The 22,328-nt window shown below is 34.0% G+C and carries 11 protein-coding genes; 8 read left to right on the forward strand and 3 right to left on the reverse strand.

Going from position 1 to position 22,328, the window contains the following annotated elements; genetic code table 11:
* The first annotated feature begins 111 nt into the window (after nucleotides 1–111).
* Entirely contained in the window at nucleotides 112–852 is a 741-nt protein-coding gene (locus DFQ09_RS06895; protein ID WP_115808910.1) for an acyl-CoA desaturase, read from the forward strand.
* An 82-nt stretch (nucleotides 853–934) separates the two neighbouring features.
* On the opposite strand, the gene DFQ09_RS06900 is transcribed toward DFQ09_RS06895, so the two are convergent.
* The gene (locus tag DFQ09_RS06900) at nucleotides 935–1,126 is read right to left on the reverse strand and encodes a cold-shock protein (RefSeq protein ID WP_020897234.1); all 192 of its coding nucleotides are present in this window, start codon (nucleotides 1,124–1,126) and stop codon (nucleotides 935–937) included.
* Between the two features lie 315 nt (nucleotides 1,127–1,441).
* Here DFQ09_RS06900 and pta point away from each other — a divergent pair, with 315 nt between their 5' ends.
* Together pta and DFQ09_RS06910 are read left to right on the forward strand one after the other, a co-directional pair.
* Nucleotides 1,442–3,550, forward strand: coding sequence for a phosphate acetyltransferase (pta, locus tag DFQ09_RS06905; protein WP_115808911.1), 2,109 nt, complete (start codon nucleotides 1,442–1,444; stop codon nucleotides 3,548–3,550).
* Nucleotides 3,551–3,565: 15 nt separating this feature from the next.
* Entirely contained in the window at nucleotides 3,566–4,750 is a 1,185-nt protein-coding gene (locus tag DFQ09_RS06910) for an acetate/propionate family kinase (protein WP_115808912.1), read from the forward strand.
* Between the two features lie 19 nt (nucleotides 4,751–4,769).
* Here DFQ09_RS06910 and DFQ09_RS06915 read toward each other — a convergent pair whose 3' ends face one another.
* Together DFQ09_RS06915 and DFQ09_RS06920 are read right to left on the reverse strand one after the other, a co-directional pair.
* Nucleotides 4,770–6,503 (reverse strand): patatin-like phospholipase family protein, encoded by a 1,734-nt coding sequence (locus tag DFQ09_RS06915; protein ID WP_115808913.1) that lies wholly within the window; start codon nucleotides 6,501–6,503, stop codon nucleotides 4,770–4,772.
* 138 nt (nucleotides 6,504–6,641) lie between these two features.
* Nucleotides 6,642–7,241 (reverse strand): peptidase associated/transthyretin-like domain-containing protein, encoded by a 600-nt coding sequence (locus DFQ09_RS06920; RefSeq protein WP_115808914.1) that lies wholly within the window; start codon nucleotides 7,239–7,241, stop codon nucleotides 6,642–6,644.
* A gap of 550 nt (nucleotides 7,242–7,791) precedes the next feature.
* Here DFQ09_RS06920 and DFQ09_RS06925 point away from each other — a divergent pair.
* The 5 genes from DFQ09_RS06925 (at nucleotide 7,792) to DFQ09_RS06945 (ending at nucleotide 22,308) form a co-directional block, all read left to right on the forward strand.
* On the forward strand, nucleotides 7,792–8,244 hold the full coding sequence (locus DFQ09_RS06925; RefSeq protein ID WP_115808915.1) for a hypothetical protein: 453 nt from the start codon (nucleotides 7,792–7,794) through the stop codon (nucleotides 8,242–8,244).
* A 248-nt stretch (nucleotides 8,245–8,492) separates the two neighbouring features.
* Entirely contained in the window at nucleotides 8,493–9,815 is a 1,323-nt protein-coding gene (locus DFQ09_RS06930) for a hypothetical protein (protein WP_115808916.1), read from the forward strand.
* Nucleotides 9,816–9,946: 131 nt separating this feature from the next.
* Nucleotides 9,947–11,410 (forward strand): T9SS type B sorting domain-containing protein, encoded by a 1,464-nt coding sequence (locus DFQ09_RS06935; RefSeq protein WP_115808917.1) that lies wholly within the window; start codon nucleotides 9,947–9,949, stop codon nucleotides 11,408–11,410.
* Nucleotide 11,411: 1 nt separating this feature from the next.
* On the forward strand, nucleotides 11,412–14,027 hold the full coding sequence (locus DFQ09_RS06940) for a PorP/SprF family type IX secretion system membrane protein (protein WP_115808918.1): 2,616 nt from the start codon (nucleotides 11,412–11,414) through the stop codon (nucleotides 14,025–14,027).
* A 70-nt stretch (nucleotides 14,028–14,097) separates the two neighbouring features.
* Nucleotides 14,098–22,308 carry a T9SS type B sorting domain-containing protein gene (locus tag DFQ09_RS06945; protein ID WP_115808919.1) on the forward strand — a complete coding sequence of 2,737 codons (8,211 nt, stop codon included), beginning with the start codon at nucleotides 14,098–14,100 and terminating at the stop codon, nucleotides 22,306–22,308.
* The last annotated feature ends 20 nt before the right edge of the window (nucleotides 22,309–22,328 follow it).

Genomic DNA, 22,328 nt, shown 5'->3' on the forward strand with positions numbered 1-22,328 from the left:
TGCCTTAAATTTAGTTGTTTAGCGTATTTATGACATAAAGAATATATATTTTATTGATTTAGATTCATTGTTTGGCACGTATTGTGTCGTTATCTTTGCAAAAAAACAACTATGATTATAATTCTTTTCGTTTTAATACTTTGGTATGGGGGTCTATTTTTTCAATCCTTCTTTTTGCATCGTTATGCAGCACACCAAGTTTTTACAATGTCTAAAACCATGGAACGTATAACCTTTATTTTAACTTGGGTTTTTCAAGGTTCTAGTTATTTAAGTGCTTATGGTTATGGTATAATGCACAGAATGCACCATGCCTACACTGATACAGAAAAAGATCCGCACTCTCCTTCATATGATTCTAATGTATTTGCAATGATGTGGAAGACAAAAACCATCTATCAAGATATTAATAAACAACGTATTGAAGTAGATGAGCGCTTTACAAAAAATGTACCACAGTGGAAGGCATTTGATAGTTTTGCTAGTTCTCGTTTTTCTAGATTACTATGGATTTCATTGTATATTTTATTCTTTGCCTTTTTTGCGACGGCTTGGTGGCAATGGTTATTATTGCCTATTACCTTTTTAATGGCACCAATACATGGAGTTATTATCAATTGGTTTGGTCACATTTATGGTTATGTGAATTTTAAAATGAAGAATACAAGTAAAAATTTATTCCGATTTGACTTCTTAATGATGGGTGAAGGTTATCATAACAATCATCATAAATATGCAAGTAGAGCTAATTTTGGTGTAAAATGGTATGAAATAGATCTAACTTACGTCATCATAAAAATATTAGATGCTGTTGGACTAATTCAATTAAAACCCATTAGAATTAAAGATTAGTTAACTCTAATCATAAATTAATACTATAAAAAAAGCCCATCGTAACTGATGGGCTTTTTTATTAAACTTTGAAGTATATGTATTAGATAACTTTTACGTTTACTGCGTTTAATCCTTTTTTACCGTCTTCAAGATCAAATTCAACTTCATCGCCTTCACGAATTTCGTCAATTAATCCAGAAATGTGTACAAAATGATCTTTGTCAACTCCTTCTTCAGTGATAAATCCAAATCCTTTGGCATCATTGAAAAACTTTACTGTTCCTTTACTCATTGTAATGTAATTTAATTTATATAACTTATTAAAGAACAAAGATGATGCCATTTTTTTAACATACAATGTTTTATTGCATTTATTTTAATTATAATTCGTGCGGATCATATAGTTTACATAATTGAGCCTATTCCAATAACTAACGTGAAGCGGTTTACTTACATCGGCTTGCTTATCCTTATTGACTTCTAAGTTCAGTTCATTTTAATGAAAACGATCCCAAAACATGACATATCTCATAAGTTAATATCTTAGAAGCCTTAAATTTGTACTTTATTTTAACACCTTGTGTTCAACACTTATAGATCTATAAAAATGAATAAAAAAGCAACGAATAAGGCAATTTATATAACCACTACAGAGCCTAATAGTGGCAAATCTATAATCTCATTAGGCTTAATGCAATTATTACTTGGTAAAGCAGCAAAAGTTGGCTATTTCAGACCTATTATAGATGATTTTGTTGAAGGTAAAATTGACAACCATATCAATACAGTAACGACTTATTTTAATCTCGATTTAAAATTTGAAGATGCCTATGCTTTTACAAGAAGTGAGGTTATTAAAATGAAAAACGACGATAAAGATGATAAAATTATCAGTACAATAATTGATAAATACAAAGCTATTGAAGAGCGTTTCGATTTTGTGTTAGTTGAAGGTAGTAGTTTTGTTGGTGAAGGCGCCATCATAGAATTTGATATCAATATCTTAATCGCAAAAAATTTAGGTGTTCCTGCTATAATTCTTGCAAGCGGAGTTGGTAAAACGATGAATGATCTTGTGGGTAATATACATATGGCTTTCGATTCTTTTAGAGATAAAGGTGTTGAAGTTTTGGCCGTTATTGCTAATAAAGTAGAACCCTACAATCAGGCTTTTACGATTTCGGAATTAGAAAAGGAACTGCCTGTAGGTGTGGTTGTTAATGCCATTCCACTTAACCCCATTTTAGCCAATCCGTCCATAAAAGAAATTGTTGACGCGCTTGATGCTGAAGTTTTATTTGGTGAGGCTCATATCAATAATCAGGCTGGGAATTTCAGTGTTGGTGCTATGCAACTGCATAATTATTTAACGCATATTAAGGAGAACGGTTTAGTGATTACACCTGGTGATAGAGCCGATATTATTCTTGGCGCTTTACAAGCCAACATCTCTGAGAACTACCCTTCTATCTCTGGAATTGTACTTACAGGTGGCCTAAAACCCGAAGAGTCAATTATTAAACTTATTGAAGGGCTTTCGGATGTGGTGCCTATTTTATCAGCCAAAGGAGGAACATTTGCAGTCGCTAACCAAATCGGCACAATTAAATCACAAATCTATGCTGAAAACACAGAGAAGATTAGAACCTCAATTAAAGAATTTGAAGACCATGTAAAAGTCGATGAGCTCTTAGAACGGTTAATAACGTTTCAAACCAACGGCATTACTCCCCGTATGTTTCAGTATAACTTATTAAAGAGAGCACGAACTAACAAAAAACACATTGTGTTACCAGAAGGGATAGATGAGCGTATCCTAATGGCAACAAAACAACTTATAGAGTTAGGTGCTGTTGACATCACTTTACTAGGAAATAGAAAAGAAATTGAAGAAAAAATTATTACACACGATATTGGTTTAGATTTAAATCTTGTAAACGTTATAAACCCTATTGAATCTGATAAGTTTGAAGCATATGCAGAAACGCTATACGAGCTGAGAAAACACAAAAATGTAAATTTAGCTATGGCTAAAGATTTAATGGAAGATGTTTCTTATTTTGGGACTATGATGGTACACAATGGAGATGCAGATGGTATGGTTTCTGGAGCCATTCACACCACACAACACACCATTAGGCCTGCACTTCAATTTATTAAAACCAAACCAGAAACGTCTATCGTATCTTCTGTGTTTTTTATGTGCTTAGAAGATCGTGTGTCGGTTTATGGAGATTGTGCTATTAATCCTAACCCAACCGCTGAGGAATTAGCTGAAATAGCAATCTCTTCTGCAACCACGAGTATAGGATTTGGTATTGAACCAAAAATAGCGATGCTCTCCTACTCTTCGGGTGCTTCTGGTGTTGGTGAAGATGTCGAAAAAGTAAGAAAAGCGACAGAAATAGTGAAACGTATGAGACCCGATTTAAAAATAGAAGGTCCTATTCAATATGATGCTGCTGTTGATATAAATGTCGGAAAATCAAAATTACCTAATTCTGAAGTTGCTGGTCAAGCCAACGTCTTTATTTTTCCAGATCTTAATACCGGAAACAACACTTATAAAGCCGTGCAACGCGAAACTAAAGCACTAGCTATCGGACCAATAATACAAGGATTAAACAAGCCTGTTAATGATTTAAGTCGTGGTTGTACAACAGACGATATTTTTAATACCGTAATCGTAACGGTTATTCAAGCACAAGGCATTTAAAAACATGGAATTAGTATGAATATTTTAATAATCAATTCAGGGAGCTCATCTATAAAATTTCAATTGATTCAAATGCCTTCCGAAACATTACTATGTACCGGATTGGTAGAACGAATCGGTCAAAAAGATGCCATACTTAATTATAAAACAGATCTTGTTGATATTAAGCAAATAGAACAGATAGAAAATCATTCTGACGGTTTACAAAAAGTGGTAGATCTATTATTAAATCCTGAAAAAGGGGTGATAAAAAACACCAACGAGATTGAAATTATTGGGCATCGTGTGGTACATGGTGGGAATTCATTTTCGAATACCACATTGATTACAGATGCTGTAAAACAAGATATTAAAAAGTTTGGCTCGTTAGCGCCTTTACATAACCCTAATAATCTTGAAGGGATTGTTGTCGCCGAGCAACTTTTTCCGGATGCTAAACAAGCTGCCATTTTTGATACGGCTTTCTTTCAAACCTTACCAGAAAAAGCAAAACGATATGCTATTCCTAAAGCGCTTTTTACCGAAGCGCAAATTCAAGTCTATGGTTTTCATGGTACAAGTCATAAATATGTCACAGAAAAAGCACTTGACTATTTACAACTAAAAACGTCTAAAATAATCACCATTCATTTGGGTAATGGTTGCAGTATGACTGCCGTTGTAGATGGAAAAAGTATAGATCATAGTTTAGGGTTTACCCCTTCTAACGGTTTAATTATGGGGACCAGAAGTGGAGATATCGATCATGCGATTGTGTTTTACTTGGTGAATAGCTTGGGGTACGATTTAGATAAAGTAAATACACTATTAACCAAGGAAAGTGGCATGCTCGGTCTAACAGGTTACAATGACTTAAGAGATATTGAAGCACAAGCTGCTAATGGCAATGAGGATTGTAAATTAGCTTTAATAATGAATGCCTATAGAATTAAAAAATATATTGGCTCATATACTGCAGCTATGAATGGTTTAGATGCTATTGTATTTACAGCAGGTATTGGCGAAAACTCTAGTCTTATTAGAGGATTAGTCTGTGAGGACATGGATTATTTCGGAATTAATTTAGATGCCAATAAAAACGACATTAGATCTAAAGCTATCAGAGAAATAAACACTAAAACTTCTAAAACCAAAATTATGGTTATCCCAACGAATGAAGAATTAGAAATTGCAAAACAAGCTTTTGAATTGATGAACTGATATTTAAAGAAGATTTCAGCTACATCTTCCGTTGTTTAAAATCAGCTTCAACTTGTTCCATAACCCATTTTGTGATTTTACTAGCAAAAACACCTCTAAAAACACTAACAATTGGTCGTAATATCCAACTGCTAATTCGTCCATTAAGTTCTGCTTTTAAAATGGCTTTAATTCTTTTCTTAATTGGTTTTTCAAGCTTTTTAAAAGCTTTAGAATCAAACTTTGGGAAGTCTTCCACTTCGTAACTTGTGGGATTGGTATCTCCTTCAATCTTGCTAATATCTGGAATAATAGGCATATACACTTTTTCGCTTCCATCATCTTGTTTTACAAGCCGTCTAAATTCAGCTATGGCAGCATCATTTACACCATAAAACAAATTATCAGGATCATTTTGGTCACATTCTAAAAAGAGAATTCCTCTTAGGAAATTCCGAGCGTTATCTCTACCTAAGAAAAAATCATGCTGTCTAAATTTAATATCAATAAAGCCTCCAAAACCTTCTAAAGCTCCTGTAGCTAAAGGTGGATGATCTCTAACTTCCATTTTTCCGGGCTTCAATTTTCTAGGAAATGACATCAATTTAAATAGACCAACACCATAAGTATCTGTTTGTTTATTGCGTGCTTGGTTGAGAATGGTTGGTACAAGAGCACCAAGTATGCCCACAATGCTAGATATCTTATAATTAATTTTATCTGTTTTGATAGTATCGAAAAAACTTGGAAAAGGATCAATAAGTACTGTTCCAAACTTTGGGTTTTCTATATTTGGTGCACCATGTGTATTGATGAGATGTCTTAAAACTTCATCAAATGGTTCATTATTTATTGTACCTCCGTCTATAGCTGTAAATTGAAAATTAGGAGTCTCCTCTTCATCAATTAAAACATCCATATCCTCTAGGAGTGATTTGCGAACTTTAAGACTATTGTTTAAGTATTCAGTAGCAAATTCATCATTAAAATAACGCGGCTTTAAACCAATAGGAAAGGCACCTGTCGCTTTTGTGACTTTGATTAAAAAATTTCTAGAATCTAGATTGTGCGGAAGAAATGGTAAATAGTGTTCTTTGTCAGTTTTACTATCGTAATTCAGTTTAAAATGTGCAACCACATCATGACTACTAACACGATGAGACGGAGTTTCATCTAAGAATTTCGATTTAATTCTACTTAATTTCACCTTATAATCTAAAGGTCTTAGACTTGTAAGTGTAATTAACAATCTTAAATCTTTAGAAATAAAGCTCGGTAATTTATCCAAACCAGCATCTTTTGGTAATTCATCAAAAACACGCTCTGCAATTGCATCTATAGGAGTAGAATTTAAAAGTGAAGGAGCTCCATGGTCTGTATCAATATCTGAAGTATCGAGCATTTTTTCGAATGTAGCTTTAGCTCTACTCTTTTCATTGTTTGAGGTTAAGTCATCATCTAAAAACACCCAACTATCATATAGATAATTACCCGTTTTTACATTCGAAACTTTTTTAACAGGTTTCCAATTTCCAGCATAAAGAGCAAGTGTAGAAATCATTCCTACCATTCCTCCTGCTGAAGCACCACCAATCGCATCAATAACAACCCTATGATTTGGAATATTACTCTTAGGATTATTCGCCTGTTCTTGTTTTGCTTTTTCCCATTCAGAAAGTGCTTCGAGCAAATAATCCATAAACCCGGCAGTATAAGCACCCGCAGATACTGCACCTGCTAAAGAAAGACCTAAGTGAAACGTCTGTTTACTCATTATATCTATATTTCGTATGACTAAAAATAGGAATTATTATCACTAAGTTGAATGTAAATCAAACTTATTCGAAATAGGAACAAAAAAAAACGTCCTAAATAATTTTAGGACGCTTAGGTAATATTTTAGGGTTTCAATTTATAATTTTGCTAAGGTTTTATCAGCTTTTAAAGTAATATTACGTTCCGCTACAAACATACCATCTTCAGTTTTTAACTTAAGAATTCGACTTGTATCTCCTTTTTTAGCCATGCGCTTTCTGCATGTTTTTGTAAGTAGTGGGTCTTCATCAAATAAAAATGAGTCTACTTGATACTCTTGTTTTGATGGCTCTTTAACTAACGGAAATATTTGTTGCATTTGATTATATCTTCTATCTCCTCCAGGAACAAACGTATATAATGTGTATCTGCCATCTGAATCTGTTTTAACCCAACTTCTATGGAAAACATAACGTGCATCACCTGTATTTCTCAAATCAAAATCACCATCTTCGTCTGGTTGTTCAATAAATAAGATAACATCTTTTGCAGGTGTTACACCATCACTTTGATATATAATCCCGGTTAACTTTAGTTTACTTGTTTTAGATCTAAAATCGGGAATCGTATCTGTGTTACTCATTTGATTTATAGCACGATCATATATAGGGCTATTCAATTTTAATTCTTGTGCTGCAACAATATGAAATGCGCTATTGAAGCATATAATACAGAATAAAGCAATTAGGTTTTTCATGAGGATAAGCTTTTGGGTTTCACCAAAATTGATGCTTTTATCTCGTAATCATCTAAAAATCATACCAATGCTTGATTTTTACGATAAACTGAAAAAATGAGCGAAATTTACCGATGAAATACTACTTATTAATTGCAAAGTAAGAACACAAAACAGTCATTTTTCGTTGATAATTTTAATTCTTAAATCAATCAAATAATTCCCTTGAAAAAAATCAAAAATAAAAAGCAATATGACTTAACCTAATGGTTAGATTTAGGAGTTTTCTCACTAAAAATGAATTGTTTTCTAATCTTGAATTATATCTCTATTTTCATATTTAAATTATCAGTTTTTATCAAAATTCATTCATTCTATGTCGAAAATTGAAACAAAAAACCACAAAGTATTTCATCGATAAAATACGCATTTAATCAAGCAAAGACGCAGTTTAACCTTAAAATATGTATTTCGTAAGCGAAAATGTTTTGCGAAAATTGCCGTGTTATAGTTGTTTTATTTAATAAATTGTATAGATTTGTGGCACTAAGATTAACTAAAAAGCGTGAATATGAATACCAAATCTACTTTATTTTGTGCTCTATTTTTTCTAATGATCAGTATGAGTTTTGCTCAGAAGAAAGACGAGTCTCAAAGCATCATTAGTGGTAAAGTAAATATCTCAAAATACCACAGTCGAGAAGATCTGAAAAAGATGAAAAAAGGTGACTTGCTAGTTCTTTATATAGAACGAATAGAAGTTATTGTAAATATTCTTCCAAATATAGCATTTGCTACGAAACCTGGTGTAACCATGGAGAACCTAGGAATCCCAGATACAAAAGATAATAGAAAAGCCTTAGAAGATAATATTGATGCTTCTACGTCTTATTTTGATAGTACCATTGAGTTCCAAAAAAAGATATTGCCCTATTCTGATACCACAGATTTAATTGCAGCTATTCTTTTTTATGAATCAACGTTAAAAGCATTACATACCTATGAAGATTATAAAAAGGATTAGTTAGTTTTTTAATTATTATGTGTTTAAAAAAGCCTTGACCCGTAAAGTGTCAAGGTTTTTTATTTGGCCTTTTTTTACACTATCTTAATAATTGTAAATATACCCGACAAACAGTCGGTATTTGTAGTATTAACAATACATTTTAGTTAAATGTGTGTATTTTGTCGATATAATTTGTGTTTCATAGATAAAATTTATATGTTTGGACTTAATTGATTAAACCCCTTACAATACAAAATTTACCTACTATGAAAAAAATTACTTTTACTACACTTTTCTTTCTTTTAGTGTTTGGTAATTTATTTGCCCAACAAGAAAAGGGAATTACTGGCTATAACAATTGGCTAGATTCATGGACAGACTTTCAACCTAACAAAGCGAACTATGAAGAACCTACTCAGATATTGTCTGGAAACATTACTGAGAACACCACATTAACCAAAAGAAACACTTATTTATTATTAGGTGACGTTTTTGTTACAGATAGTACAACTTTAACTATAGAGCCTGGTACAGTTATACTTGGTGATTATAAAACAAAAGGCGCTTTAGTTATTGCTAACGGCTCTAAAATTATAGCAGAAGGTAAACCAACGGATCCAATTATTTTCACTTCTAACAGAACAGATAAAAAGCCTGGAGATTGGGGTGGGATATTTATATTAGGTGATGCACCTATTAATACATTTGGAAGCGTAGCATCTCTTAATTATGGTCTAAACCCTTCATCTACAGAAAGTATTAGTTATGGTGGTGACAATTCTGACAGTAACTCTGGTATATTAAATTATATTAGAATTGAATACGCTGGTAAAAAGACCAAAGCATTTGGAAATTTTAGTGGACTTACCCTTGCAGGTGTTGGACTAAAAACTGCAATAAGCAACATTATGGTTAGTTACTGTGAAGGAAGCTCTTTTAATGTTTTAGGCGGAGAAGTTGACTTAACTAAAACAGTTTCTTATAGATCTAATAAAAACGATTATAATTTTAACTACGGAACACAATGTAATATTAAAAATGCATTGGCTGTAAGGTCGCCTTATATTTCAAGTGCGGATGGCTCGCGCTGTATGTATGTAAGTTCTTATGATTTAAAAGAGAACGCTGATTCTTCTCAAAAGGAAACTTTTGTAAAAGCAGAAAACCTAACGCTAGTTAATGTTAGTAATGATTTAAAATATGATATTAAAATAGGTTTGGTGCAAGAAGCTATTTTTATTGGGCCAGATGCATCGTTTAACATTCATAAAAGTGTGATCTCTGGGTTTAAGCCTGCTGTAATTTTAGATGATAAAATTGAAATTAACAGTGAAAATTTAGATAAGATTAAAATTACCCGTTCTTACTTTAATAACTGTAAAGGAAATATTTTCAAAAAAGGAAATACTAACAATGATGATTTAGAGAGTTGGTATGGTAGTAGAGCTTTTGACAATGTGTACTCTAAAGGTCCAGATGATGAAACTTTTATTGATTCTGAAAATAGTAGAAATCCAGATTTTAGATTACGAATTAATAAAATTATAGCATCAAATGATTTATTTGATGATGACGAAGAGGATGAATAAGATAATTCACTACTAATTATTGTAAACAAAAAATTTTAACTCATAACATGTTTAGATGAAAATTTAAACATGTTATGACACTGATAAACCCCCAAACAGCTTATAGATTAAAAAACTACAACTCCTAACCAATGCTTAAACCTACTTACCTAACCCCGTTTTTATATGGAATTTGCCTATGTCTCGTTTTTGTGTCTACACGAGCTAATGCGCAAATAGTAATTGGTACGCCAAATTTAGGATTTAGTCAAGCTTGTGCAAGTGCGTCTTTTAATACCTATTATACTACTTTTATTTTTTCACCAGAATCTGTGTTAAATGCCTCTAATCAATTTTCTATTGAGATGTCTGATGCTGATGGTGATTTTACAAATTCAACAATTATACACACAACAGAAGCAGGTTCTGTAACCACTTCTCCTGCGACCTTGTCGTTTTCTCTTCCAGAAACAACGGCTGGTGAAAATTATCGTATCCGTATTAAAAGTAGTGCTCCAGTGGCAACTAGCTCTAGATCGGTTCCATTTGCTGCTTATTATAAAATTCAAGACTCTCCATTTACCATTAATAACTTAGTATCTACTGGTGCTTATTGTGCAGGAGGTAGTTATTTACTATCTATAGATAATCCTGGTGATGAAAATAATGATTCTCCACTACTATATCCAAGCCTTACATTTAAATGGTATAAGGAAACAGGACCAACAACTTTTGTTTTTGTCGCTGACGGACCAACATTATCAGTTGATACCGAAGGGACATATTTTGTGAGAACAAATTACGGAAGCTGTACTTCTGATTCTTTTTCTAATCGTGTAACTATTAGTGAAGCAGTATCAGGTGAAGCAAATGCTACTATAGCGTCAAGTTTAGGAAATCCATATTGTCCGGGAGAAGGTTTCACTAATTTAAGTACCATAAGTGGTGTTTCATACCAATGGTATAAGGATGGAAATATAATAGTAGATGCTACGAGTCAAATGTATCAAACTAATGAATCTGGTACCTTTTCGGTACAAGTAGATTTAGGAGACTGTTCTGCTTCTGGTTCAATTGATTTAATAAGCGAATTATTTGATAGCTCAATCAATGTTCCAGAATTTAATGAAATGTCATCAGAAGATTCTTTAATGGTTACTATTACCACTACTGCTATAACTCCTGAGTTTACATGGTACTTAGATGGTAATTTAATTCCTAGCGCAACAGGAGCGTCATTTGAAGCTACTAATTTTGGTGATTATAGAGTCGTTATTACGCAATCTACAGGCTGTACAACTTCAATTGAATATTTATTTTCTATTGAAGAGGAGCTTGACCTTTTTCCTGAAGTCGAAGACATTCCAAATCTTATCAGCCCAAATGGAGATAGTATTAATGATACCTGGATCATACCTGCAATTTATGTTAGCGGTACAGATACGGAAGTCATTATTATGTCTAATCAAGGTAAAGTTGTTTTAAGAACAAATGACTATCAAAACAATTGGCCTGAAAACGATTTAAAATTAACCAGTATCAACCAAGTGTATTATTACATTATTACAACATCTGATAATAAAACAAAAAAAGGTTCAATAACCGTAGTGAAATAATATGAAAGCCTATTTCTTACTTCTTATATTATGTATATGTTCTATACAGACTTTCTACGCTCAAGAAGATGACGGAGTGGTTTCACTTGCCATACCAACACGAAACTCATTAACCTTTAATCGTTATACTATAAACCCAACATTTAGCTTTGTTAGAGAACAAACTAAATATATCAGCATTTACAATAAAAGAGAATGGGTTCAATTTGAAAACGCACCACTCACCTATTTAGCTAGTTATTCTGGTCGTTTTGGAGAAAATATTGGAGCTGGTTTAGGTTTGTTTCAACAAAATTATGGAGTATTAACCACCTTTGGTGGTATTTTGAATTTTGCATATAATGCACAATTAGGTTACGATAGCAACTTAACTTTTGGACTTAACATCGGAGCCTATAAAAGTGGAGTTAACACAGCAAACGTAATCACTAATTTTGATGATCCATCGTTACAAAACGTACCAGAAAACTTTCTATTAACAGTTAACCCAGGAATTAATTATGGAACTGAATTTTTAGATTTTGGTTTAGCGATTAACAACTTAGCTTTATATAATTTTCAGACCTCAGCACTTATTGAGGATAATCCGCAACAAAGTATTCAAGCACATGTCATGTATACTGGTTATATGGATAGTAGAGGCTTTTTTGATGAAAGTAAGTTTACAGGTTTATTACGATCAGATTTTCAAAAAGAAGAAACTATAATTTCTGCAGTCGCGATGGTAACAGTTCCTAAAGGGATTTGGGCACAAGCTGGTTATAATACACTTTATGGAGCTTCTGGTGGACTTGGTCTTAATATTACAACACAAATAGCGATAGAATATAATTTTGAAACGGCATTTGGAGATTTAAGTAATTATGGACCTTCGCACGAAATCACATTAGCTTACCGATTTAAAAACAACAATTATTACGATTACAGTCGAGAGGATGAAGTAAGTAGTATTTTATCTTCAGGTGGAACTAAGAAACGTCGTGTAGTTAAAAAGACCAAGCCAAGCATAGCTAGTACTAAAAAGACTACTGATGCTAAAGCAAAAGCCGAGGCAGATGCGCAAGCAAAATTGGCTGCAGAGAAAAAAGCGCAAGCTAAGATTGAAGCAGACAAACAAGCAGAAATATTAGCAGCACAGAATGAAGCTGAAGCTGAAGCAAAATTAATAGAAGAACAAAAAGCTAAAGAATTAGCTGAAGCAAAGGCTAAATCTGATAAAATTGAAGCAGACAAAAAAGCGGCAGAAAGAGCAGAAACTAGAGCACGATTACAGGCAGAACAAAAAGCTAAAGAAGAAGCTGATGCACAAGCTGCATCATTAGCAGAACAGAAAGCCAAAGAAGAAGCTGATGCACAAGCTGCATTATTAGCAGAGCAGAAAGCAAAAGAAGAAGCTGATGCACAAGCTGCATTATTAGCAGAGCAGAAAGCTAAAGAAGAAGCTGATGCACAAGCTGCACTATTAGCAGAACAAAAGGCTAAAGAAGAAGCTGAAGCACAAGCTGCATTACTAGCGGAGCAAAAGGCTAAAGAAGAAGCTGATGCACAAGCTGCACTATTAGCAGAACAAAAGGCTAAAGAAGAAGCTGAAGCACAAGCTGCATTACTAGCGGAGCAAAAGGCTAAAGAAGAAGCTGATGCACAAGCTGCATTATTAGCAGAGCAAAAGGCTAAAGAAGAAGCTGATGCACAAGCTGCATTATTAGCAGAGCAAGAAGCTGAGGAAGATGCTATTTCTAATCCAACAGATGCGCTTGCTAAATCAATGCAAACTTTAGCAAAATCAACTGAAGACTCTAAGGCAATTCAAACTGATTTATTACAACAATTTAACGATATCATTGCGATCAAAGACCAAGATCTTAAAGACTTAAAAGAAGAAAATGATTTAAGCGATCAGGGAATTACAGTACAACCAAAACCGTTTAAAAGTGTAACTGCAGAAAACAATGCGCTTAGAGCAATTAAAACAGATTTAGATAATGTTATAGAATCTCGTAGCGAAAAAATAGATGAATTAACTAAACTATATGAAGAACGTGTTGCTAATGGTTCATTTGCCCTAGATGAAGTTACCTTATTCTATAAAAAGGAAATTAAAAGATTACAGTCAGAGCAGTTAAAAGCGAATGAAGTCAACACACAATTAGAAACAAAATTAGAGGCTATTAAAGTAGCTACTGAATTTGAAAAAAGAAGACGAATCAAGCGCGCTGCTTTTAATAGTGAGGATGATAGATATACTCAAGATAGAGCTAAGTTGAAAAACATAAGAGAAACAACACCATTAGCTGAAACTCCTTTAAAAGCTGAAGATTTTGATTTTGGAGAATCACAAGGAAATAATATCAAGATATTAAAGAATATAAAACATATTGAAAGTGGTTACTACCTTATAATAGCAGTTCATAGTGATACGAAAAGTAGAGATGAATTTATAACCAAAGTTATTGCTTCTGGAAAAACCAATGTTGATTTCTTCCATGATGTTAACACTAGTAAATATTACATATACTATGATAAAGTTAACGATATAGGAAGTGCCAATAAAGCTTTAGAAGCTAAAGGAAATAGACCATATAATGGAAAAATGTCAATAGTTAAAATAGAAAATTAATAATAGTTAAGCCAACTATCACTTACGTCTTTGCCCCAAGAAATAAAGTGATTAATTAAAATAAGTTATCATGAAAAAACCTACTTTTTCTAGAATAGTCGTAATTGTTTTGTTTCTAATATTGGGACAGTACATATCTGCACAAAACCTCGTGCCATTTTCTCCACGGTACGATCAAGCCATAAAAGGAGATATACTTTTAATAGGAAATAGTAATGTGGGATTACATGTTTCTAATCCTTACAATGGAAACTCTACAAACGACGGCGTAAATGCTGCGGTATATGTAGATATCGATGGTGATGCTAGTACATTTAACTCTAGTAGTGCCGATTTAGATGTGCCAGGCGATGATAGCTGTTATGTTATTGTTTATGCGGGTTTATATTGGAGTGCGGTTGTTGATGGAGATGAACCAAAGTCCGATATTAAGTTTAAAGTCCCTGGAGGGTCTTATGAAGACATTACGGGAACTGAAATTTACTATCAAAACGCTTCTAATAATAACCGATCTAACACTTATGCATATTACCATGATGTAACAGATAAGCTTACAGCTTTACCAGATCCTGAAGGGACATATGCTGTTGCTAATATTTCAACTTTAGTCGGTCCGAAACCAAATTCTGAAGGTCTATCTGCAGGGTGGTCTTTATTCGTGGTTTATGAAGATCCGCTTCTACCTAGTAAGTATATTACGTCTTTTGATGGTTTTACTAAAATTACAAGTTCTATCAATGAAACCTTTCCTGTAAGTGGTTTTACAACCATACCAACCGGTCCTGTTCGTGCAAAGTTCGCATTTAGTACTATTGAAGGAGATAGAGGTTATACTGGAGATTATTTAAGATTAAACGGAACTACTATCAGTGCGACTAACAATGCTGGTACAACAATTCGACCTGGAAACAACTTTTTTAATAGTTCTGTATCCGATATTAACCCACTTACAAATACTTCCGAATTATTTACCACAAGAACGCCAAATAGTTCTAACACCTTAGGATTTGATGCTGGTATTATAAATATCCCCAATCCAGGAAACTCTCTAATTGCCAACAATGCAACCACAGCAAACATTAGTTTAGGTAGTAATTTAGATATCTACTATTATTATTTTAGTGCCTTTGCGATTGAGATCATTGCTCCTAATATCGTATTAACAAAAATTGTTGAAGACGACTTAGGAAATGATATTGGTGGACAATTAGTAGGTTTAGGATCCTCTTTAAATTATGTTATTGGGTTTCAGAATACGGGTAATGATGATGCTACAAACTTTTCAATAAGAGATATTCTACCTGTAAACATTATTTATAACCATCCAACAGATTTAATTCTACCAGCTGGTGTTACAGTTCAAAGCTATAATGCGGCAACAAGAGAACTTATTTTAGATATCGATAATTCACTTGTTGAGGAGAATGATCCTGTTTATGAAATAAGAATTGAAGTACAAGTTGTAGACGATTGTGGACAATTAGAAGATGCTTGTTCAAATATTGTTAATAATCAAGCTTATGCCACGTATCAAGGAACTATAAACCCTGATTTCACTATTACAGATGATCCAAGTTTAAGTAGCAATACAGGGTGTTTAATTTCACCTCAGGCTACTAACTTTTTAGCGGATCTTAACTGTACTTTTGAGTATGATGAAATTCTTTGTGGAGATAGTGTAGAATTAACAGCAGCTAATGGCTACGATTCTTATGCGTGGTCTACAAGTCCTACAGGAGTTCCTGTGATAGGAAATTCGCAGTCTATCACTGTTACAGAAACGGGTACTTATTATTCTTATAATACTGCAGTGGCTCCATGTCAATCTATTGTTCAGCAATTTAATGTACAGCTTTTTGGTTCTAATACAACCAACCCTGTAATTCCTTATGCCGATGAAGTTGTGACTTGTCCTAATGATGGAAAATTATTACCTAATATCTTTTTATGTGGTGCTGATGATATAAGAATCATTCAAACAAACGTTTCCGATTCTACCTCGATTATTTGGGAAGTGCTTGATGAAACGAGTTGTGATGCCGTTTCAAATTCAGATTGTGCTAATGAAAATACATCTTGTACATGGAATGCAGTTCCTAGTGAATCTGGATTTTTAGTTGATACAGCCGGACAATATAGAATTACAATAAACTATCCTGGAGGATGTAATGTTCAGTTTTATTTCAATGTGTATCAGAATGAATTAAACCCAACAGTTAATTCAACAGACATTATATGTGAAACTAACGGAAGTATTACCGTAAATAATGTGCCTTCTGGATATGAATACAGTATAGATGGAACCAATTTCCAAAGCAGTAATGTATTCTCAATTGATACGGCAGGAACATATACCGTTTATGTAAGACAAATAGACTTAACAACAAACCCTTGTGTATTTACTGTTCCTAGTGTGCAAATTAGAGATAGAGAATTTACTGGTTCTACAACTATTACCCAACCTCTTTGTTATGGAGATAAAGGAAGTATACATTTATCCGCTAATGATGCTGATCCGCAATATGTATTTACCCTTTCTCAAGGTGCAACTGTAGTAAATACTGTTGGTCCTATTATTGATAATAATTATACATTCCAAAATTTAAATCCTGGAACGTATACAGCGACTATTGAATCTGAGAATGGCTGTATATTTACTGAAGATATTACCATTATAGAACCACCTATATTAACAGCAACTATAGCTTTAACAAGTCCTTTAAATTGTTCTGACGGTGAGATTACAGTGTATCCTGTAGGTGGAACACCTCCTTATTATTACTTTGTAAATGGTGCTACAGATTTTCAATCTACACCTCAAATTGTAGTGAGTTCAACAGGAGTTTATAATGTAGTCGTTACAGATTCTAATAACTGTAGTACAGATGTTACTATAAATGTTGATGCTATTTCCGGACCAGATTTTAATGTGAATACAACTGATATAGCGTGTGCTGGTTCTGATGGCACTGGTGCATTAACAATCAATGTTAGCAATGCTAATGGTAGTAGTATTAATTATAGTATTGATGGCGGAGTTACATTTGTGAATTCAAATGTATTTACAGGATTATCAATCGGAGATTACGAAGTCGTAGTAGAATACACTTCTGGTACCGATGTTTGTGAATCAAGTCCACAAACAGTTTCAATTGGTTCAGCAGCAGCAATTACTGGTACAGTTGAATTAGCTGCACCTTACACCTGTCTTTCAACCGGTGCAATTACGGTTACAGCAGTTACTGGCGGACAAGCACCATACACCTATAGTATTGATGGTGTAACATTTCAAAATAATGCTAATTTCAGTAATTTATCAGCAGGAACATATACCGTTATTGTAATGGATGTAACGGGTTGTGCATCTGCAATGGCTGATATTACAATTAACGAATTAAACCCACCAACCGATTTAACGTTTAGTAACTCCCCAGTAGCTTGTCCTTCTAATACAGCTACCATTTCTATTACAGGAACAACTGGCGGTGTCGGCATATTAGAATATCAAATTACAGCACCTGCTTCTGCAGTAACTGCTTATCAAACATCTACTGATTTTTCAGGTTTAGAACCTGGAACTTATACTTTTCAAGTAAAAGATGAAAACGATTGTGTATATAGTGAATCACATACTATTGTTCCTACTCCATCTCCAACATTATCTGTGGTGTTAACAAAGGATTTAGATTGTGCTGCATCACCAGATGCGGTACTTACAGGAACTGTTACTGGTGCCGCACCTTATACCTATTCAGTATCTATAGATGGAGCAGCTTATACCGATTTAGGTACAACAGGAACACCGTTTACTTATAGTGCAGCAACTGCCGGAACGTACCAACTTCAAATTACAGATGCAAATGGTTGTTCAGCTGAATCTTCAGTAATTACTGTAACTCCAATATCATTACCTGCTTTAAGTTTGGTTGTACAAACACAAGAGATTTTATGTAATGGAGATACCAATGGTGCTATTGATGTTACTATTGATACGTCTGTAGGAACACCTCCTTTTGTAATTAATGTAACTGATAGTACAGGAAACGATTACGGTACACAAACATCTAGTTTACCTGCAGGGATATATACCGTTACTGTTACAGATGCAAAATTGTGTACAGCAACTGAAACTGTAACTATAGACCAACCAGATCCTATAGTTGTAGATTATAATGCTATTGATATCACTTGTGGTGCAGGCGGAGTTTCTCAAGGATCAGTAATTGTAAACTCTGTAACAGGTGGAACACCTCCTTATAACTATTTTGTTACAGGTACCAATGGGTATTCTAATTCTGAATTTAATAATATGGGCTCAACATCTGTTAGTTTTGATGTGGTTGATTTTGGACTTTACCAAATTAATGTGGTTGATGCTAATGGTTGTTCTATTTTAGTTCAAGATGTATTAGTAGCATCACCTCCAACAGATTTAGATATTGATATTTTACCATCATTCGATTGTGCTACAGGTGGTGAAGCAGAAGTAAGTATTGGCTCTACTCTAACTAGTGCCGGACCATTTTTCTTCAGTATTTATGAAGGAGCTGGTACTGTATATCCGGCTGGAACGTGGTTAAGTGAAGATGCTCCTGGTAGTGAGTCTGCAACATTTACAAATTTAATACCTGGTGTAGTATATACATTTATTGTCTATGATGCCTCTACATTCTGTAGTTATTATGAGCCAGCAACAATTCCAATTCCTACTAACTCAACATTAACTGCAACAGCGGTTAGTTCTAACAATATTACCTGTACAGGAAGTGCAGATGGTAATGTTTCATTTACCGTAAACAGTTCTTACGCAAGTCCTGTTTCTATCACCTATGAAATCTTTAATACTTTAAGTTTAACATCAACAGGAATTAGTGGTTCTGCTGCTTTACCTGCTAATGGTTCTTTAAATATATTAGAATTTGGCCCACTTCCATTTGGTAATTACTTTGTTTCAATTCGTGAAACATCAGGACCTAATGCAGGTTGTGGTATTGTAACAGTTCCATTTAATATTACGGAATCTGCATTTCTATTAGAATTAGCAGCTTCAGTGGATCAGAATGCAAATTGTGAACCTAATTCTGGTGTGATTAGCGCTATTGCTTCAAACGGAACACCTCCTTATCAATATCAAATCACAACAACTGCTACTACCCCACTTGTTACAGATGCAGCTTGGAATAGTTCAAGTACATTTAATAACGCTGCCGGAAGCTATTATGTTCATGTGAAGGATGCTTATAACTGTATTGTTACAAGTCCTGTTTTAGTGATAGACACAGATCCTACTCCTGCTATTTCTGCAAGTTTAAATAATCAATGTACAGTAGCGGAAGGTGCTTATGAAATCGATGTAACATTAGATACTGTTGGTGTACCACCTTACAGTATTAGTATTAATGGCGGAGCGTTTCAAACACAAACATTTCCATTCACACTTTCAAATTTATATTCAGGTACACACACTATAAGAATTAATGATGTTAATGGTTGTGGTAACACCGTTTCAGTAGATGTTGTTGCACCAATAGCTATCATACCAGAGGTAACAGCTTTACCAACTTGTAATGATGATGATGGTGAAATTACAATGACTACTATTGGAGGATCTGGATCTTATACTTATAGTATTTTACCTAATCCTGCTTCGATTAGTTTTGCAGGAGATGTGTTTTCGGGAGTACCTTCAGGAATGTATACTATTACAATTACAGACACAGTAACGTCTTGTACTGAAGAGGTGTCTGTTTCTGTTGCAGAAGCGATACTTCCTATAGTAACATTAACTCCAACGGACATTACATGTTTTGGAGATAATTCAGGATCATTCGAAATTAACATCGCAAATTATACCGGAACTTATACCTATGAAGTCTTTGATAGCTTAGGTACATCATTAACAGGAATTATAAATGCAAACACCTCTACTAATCCAGAAATAGTAACAGGTATGAGTGCAGGAACATTTACAGTAGAGATTACTGAAACAGATATTCCTCTATGTTCTGCAACAGCAAGTGTAACTATTGCATCTCCAACTAATGGTATCTCATTAAATATCTCAGAAACTTCAAATGTAACTTGTAATGATAATGAAGGAACGATAACTGCAATCGCAACTGGTGGTTGGGGAGATTTGGAATATGAATTAACAGGCGCTGCGACAGTGGCTTATTCTAGCAATGGTTCATTTACAGGTTTATCTGCCGGAACTTATACAGTAAACGTTAGAGATGCAAGTGGTTGTATTGTTTCTGAAACAATTACATTAGAAACACCAGATCCAATCGCAGCAACATTTACTCCAAACACTACAGTTTTATCTTGTTTTGGAGATCAAGATGCGAGCATAACGATTACCAATGTAACTGGTGGACAAGGCGCAAATTATACGTATACCTTAAACACTGTTTTACCAACACCGAGTGTTTCTGGTCCACAAACGTCTAATATATTTGAAAACTTAGGTCCTGGAACTTACTTTGTAAGAATTACAGATGGTTTCCATTGTGAATTTTCATCTGCAAATATCGTTATTACTGAGCCTACACCAGTCGAAGCTAGTTTAGTAAGAACAACAACTCAAACTTGTTTAACAGAATCTACATTAACATTAAGCGCAACTGGTGGAACAGGCTTATATTCATATAGTGAGAATGCTTCGTTTGCACCTATTATAGGAACATTTACAACATCTACAACATTCTCGGTTCCCGATGGTACGTACTCGTATTTTGTAAGAGATGCTAACGGTTGTGTGACCAACGTGTCTAATGAAATTACAGTTGATCCTTTACCAGATTTAGAGGTGACTTTAGAAGCATCCAATTTAGTTATTAATTGTTTTGGTGATAATAACGGTTCTATTTTAGCGTCAGCAACAGGTGGCTTAGGAAACTACACCTATACTTTGCAAGATAATTTAGGAAACACTGTTACGGCTCCGCAAACAAGTCCTGGCTTTTTTACAGAACTTTTTGCTGGTGATTATGTTGTTCTTGTTGAAAGCGGTGATTGTGATGTGACGTCTACTCCAATAAGTATTACAGAGCCTGCGACACCAATTGAAGCGACTCTGGTTGTAAATAATGTAAGCTGTGCCGGCAATAATAATGGTTCGGTTGAAGTAACTGCATCAGGTGGTACAGGAGTTATTAAGTATGCTATCTCACCACAGTCAAACCAATTTTTTGAAACTAATACTTTTGAGAATTTAGCACCTGGGGATTATGATATCATTGTAATGGATGAGTCAGGGTGTTACTTAAGATTTGATGTTACCATCACAGAGCCTGAGCAAGTTGTATTGAGTATAGTTCCAGGTTCATTCTTCCCAGAAGTATGTTCAGGAAATTTAGATGGAGAATTTAGTATTGCTATCTCAGGAGGAACACTTCCTTATAGCGTGAGTTTAGATGATTATGATGGTGTTTATACAACAGGAAGTGCTGCCCAAACTGAATTTGATTTCACAAATTTAGAAGGTGGTGATCATATTGTATTTGTTAGAGATGCTGCTGGTTGTGAGTCTGAATGGAATATTACATTCCCAGAATCTGTAACCATTTTACCAGAAATAATAATCGAAAGTATTTGTGAAAACAATATACAAGGTAATCGTGTAACAGTAATAGTGGATGCCTCTATTGAAGATCTTACGCAACTAGATTATTCATTAAACGGTGGTCCTTACCAATCGAGTAATACGTTTATAAATGTACCAGTAGGAATCGATCATTTTATAGATGTTAGACATACAAATGGATGTATTCAGACAACTGAATTCTTCGATATTGAAATGGCAGATCCCGTAACCTTAACTCTTACTGAGGGCGGACTAAATGAATATATCATTAATGCTGCTGGAGGTGCTGGTGATTATCAATTCACTATTAACGATGAGGATTATGGAAATGAAAATTCATTCTTCATTTTTGAATCAGGCTTATATACTATTAGAGTAATGGATAGTAGTGGTTGTTATGCCTCCTTACAAATAGAATTAGAGTTTCAAGAAATCTGTATTCCTAATTGGTTTACTCCAAATGGAGATGGTGAATTTGATACTTGGGCACCAGGTTGTACTGAGAATTATCCAAATCTAACCTTCGATATTTTTGACCGCTATGGTCGTAAAGTAGCAACATACCATGTTGGTGAGGTTTGGGATGGAAAATATAAAGGTCGAGAATTACCTTCTGGTGATTATTGGTTTGTAGTTCAAACTAATGACGCCACACACGATAAAGAATTTGTTGGACATTTTACATTATATAGATAAAAGACATAAAATTAGAAAGA

Source organism: Winogradskyella pacifica (genome assembly GCF_003386275.1).
GTDB lineage: Bacteria > Bacteroidota > Bacteroidia > Flavobacteriales > Flavobacteriaceae > Winogradskyella > Winogradskyella pacifica.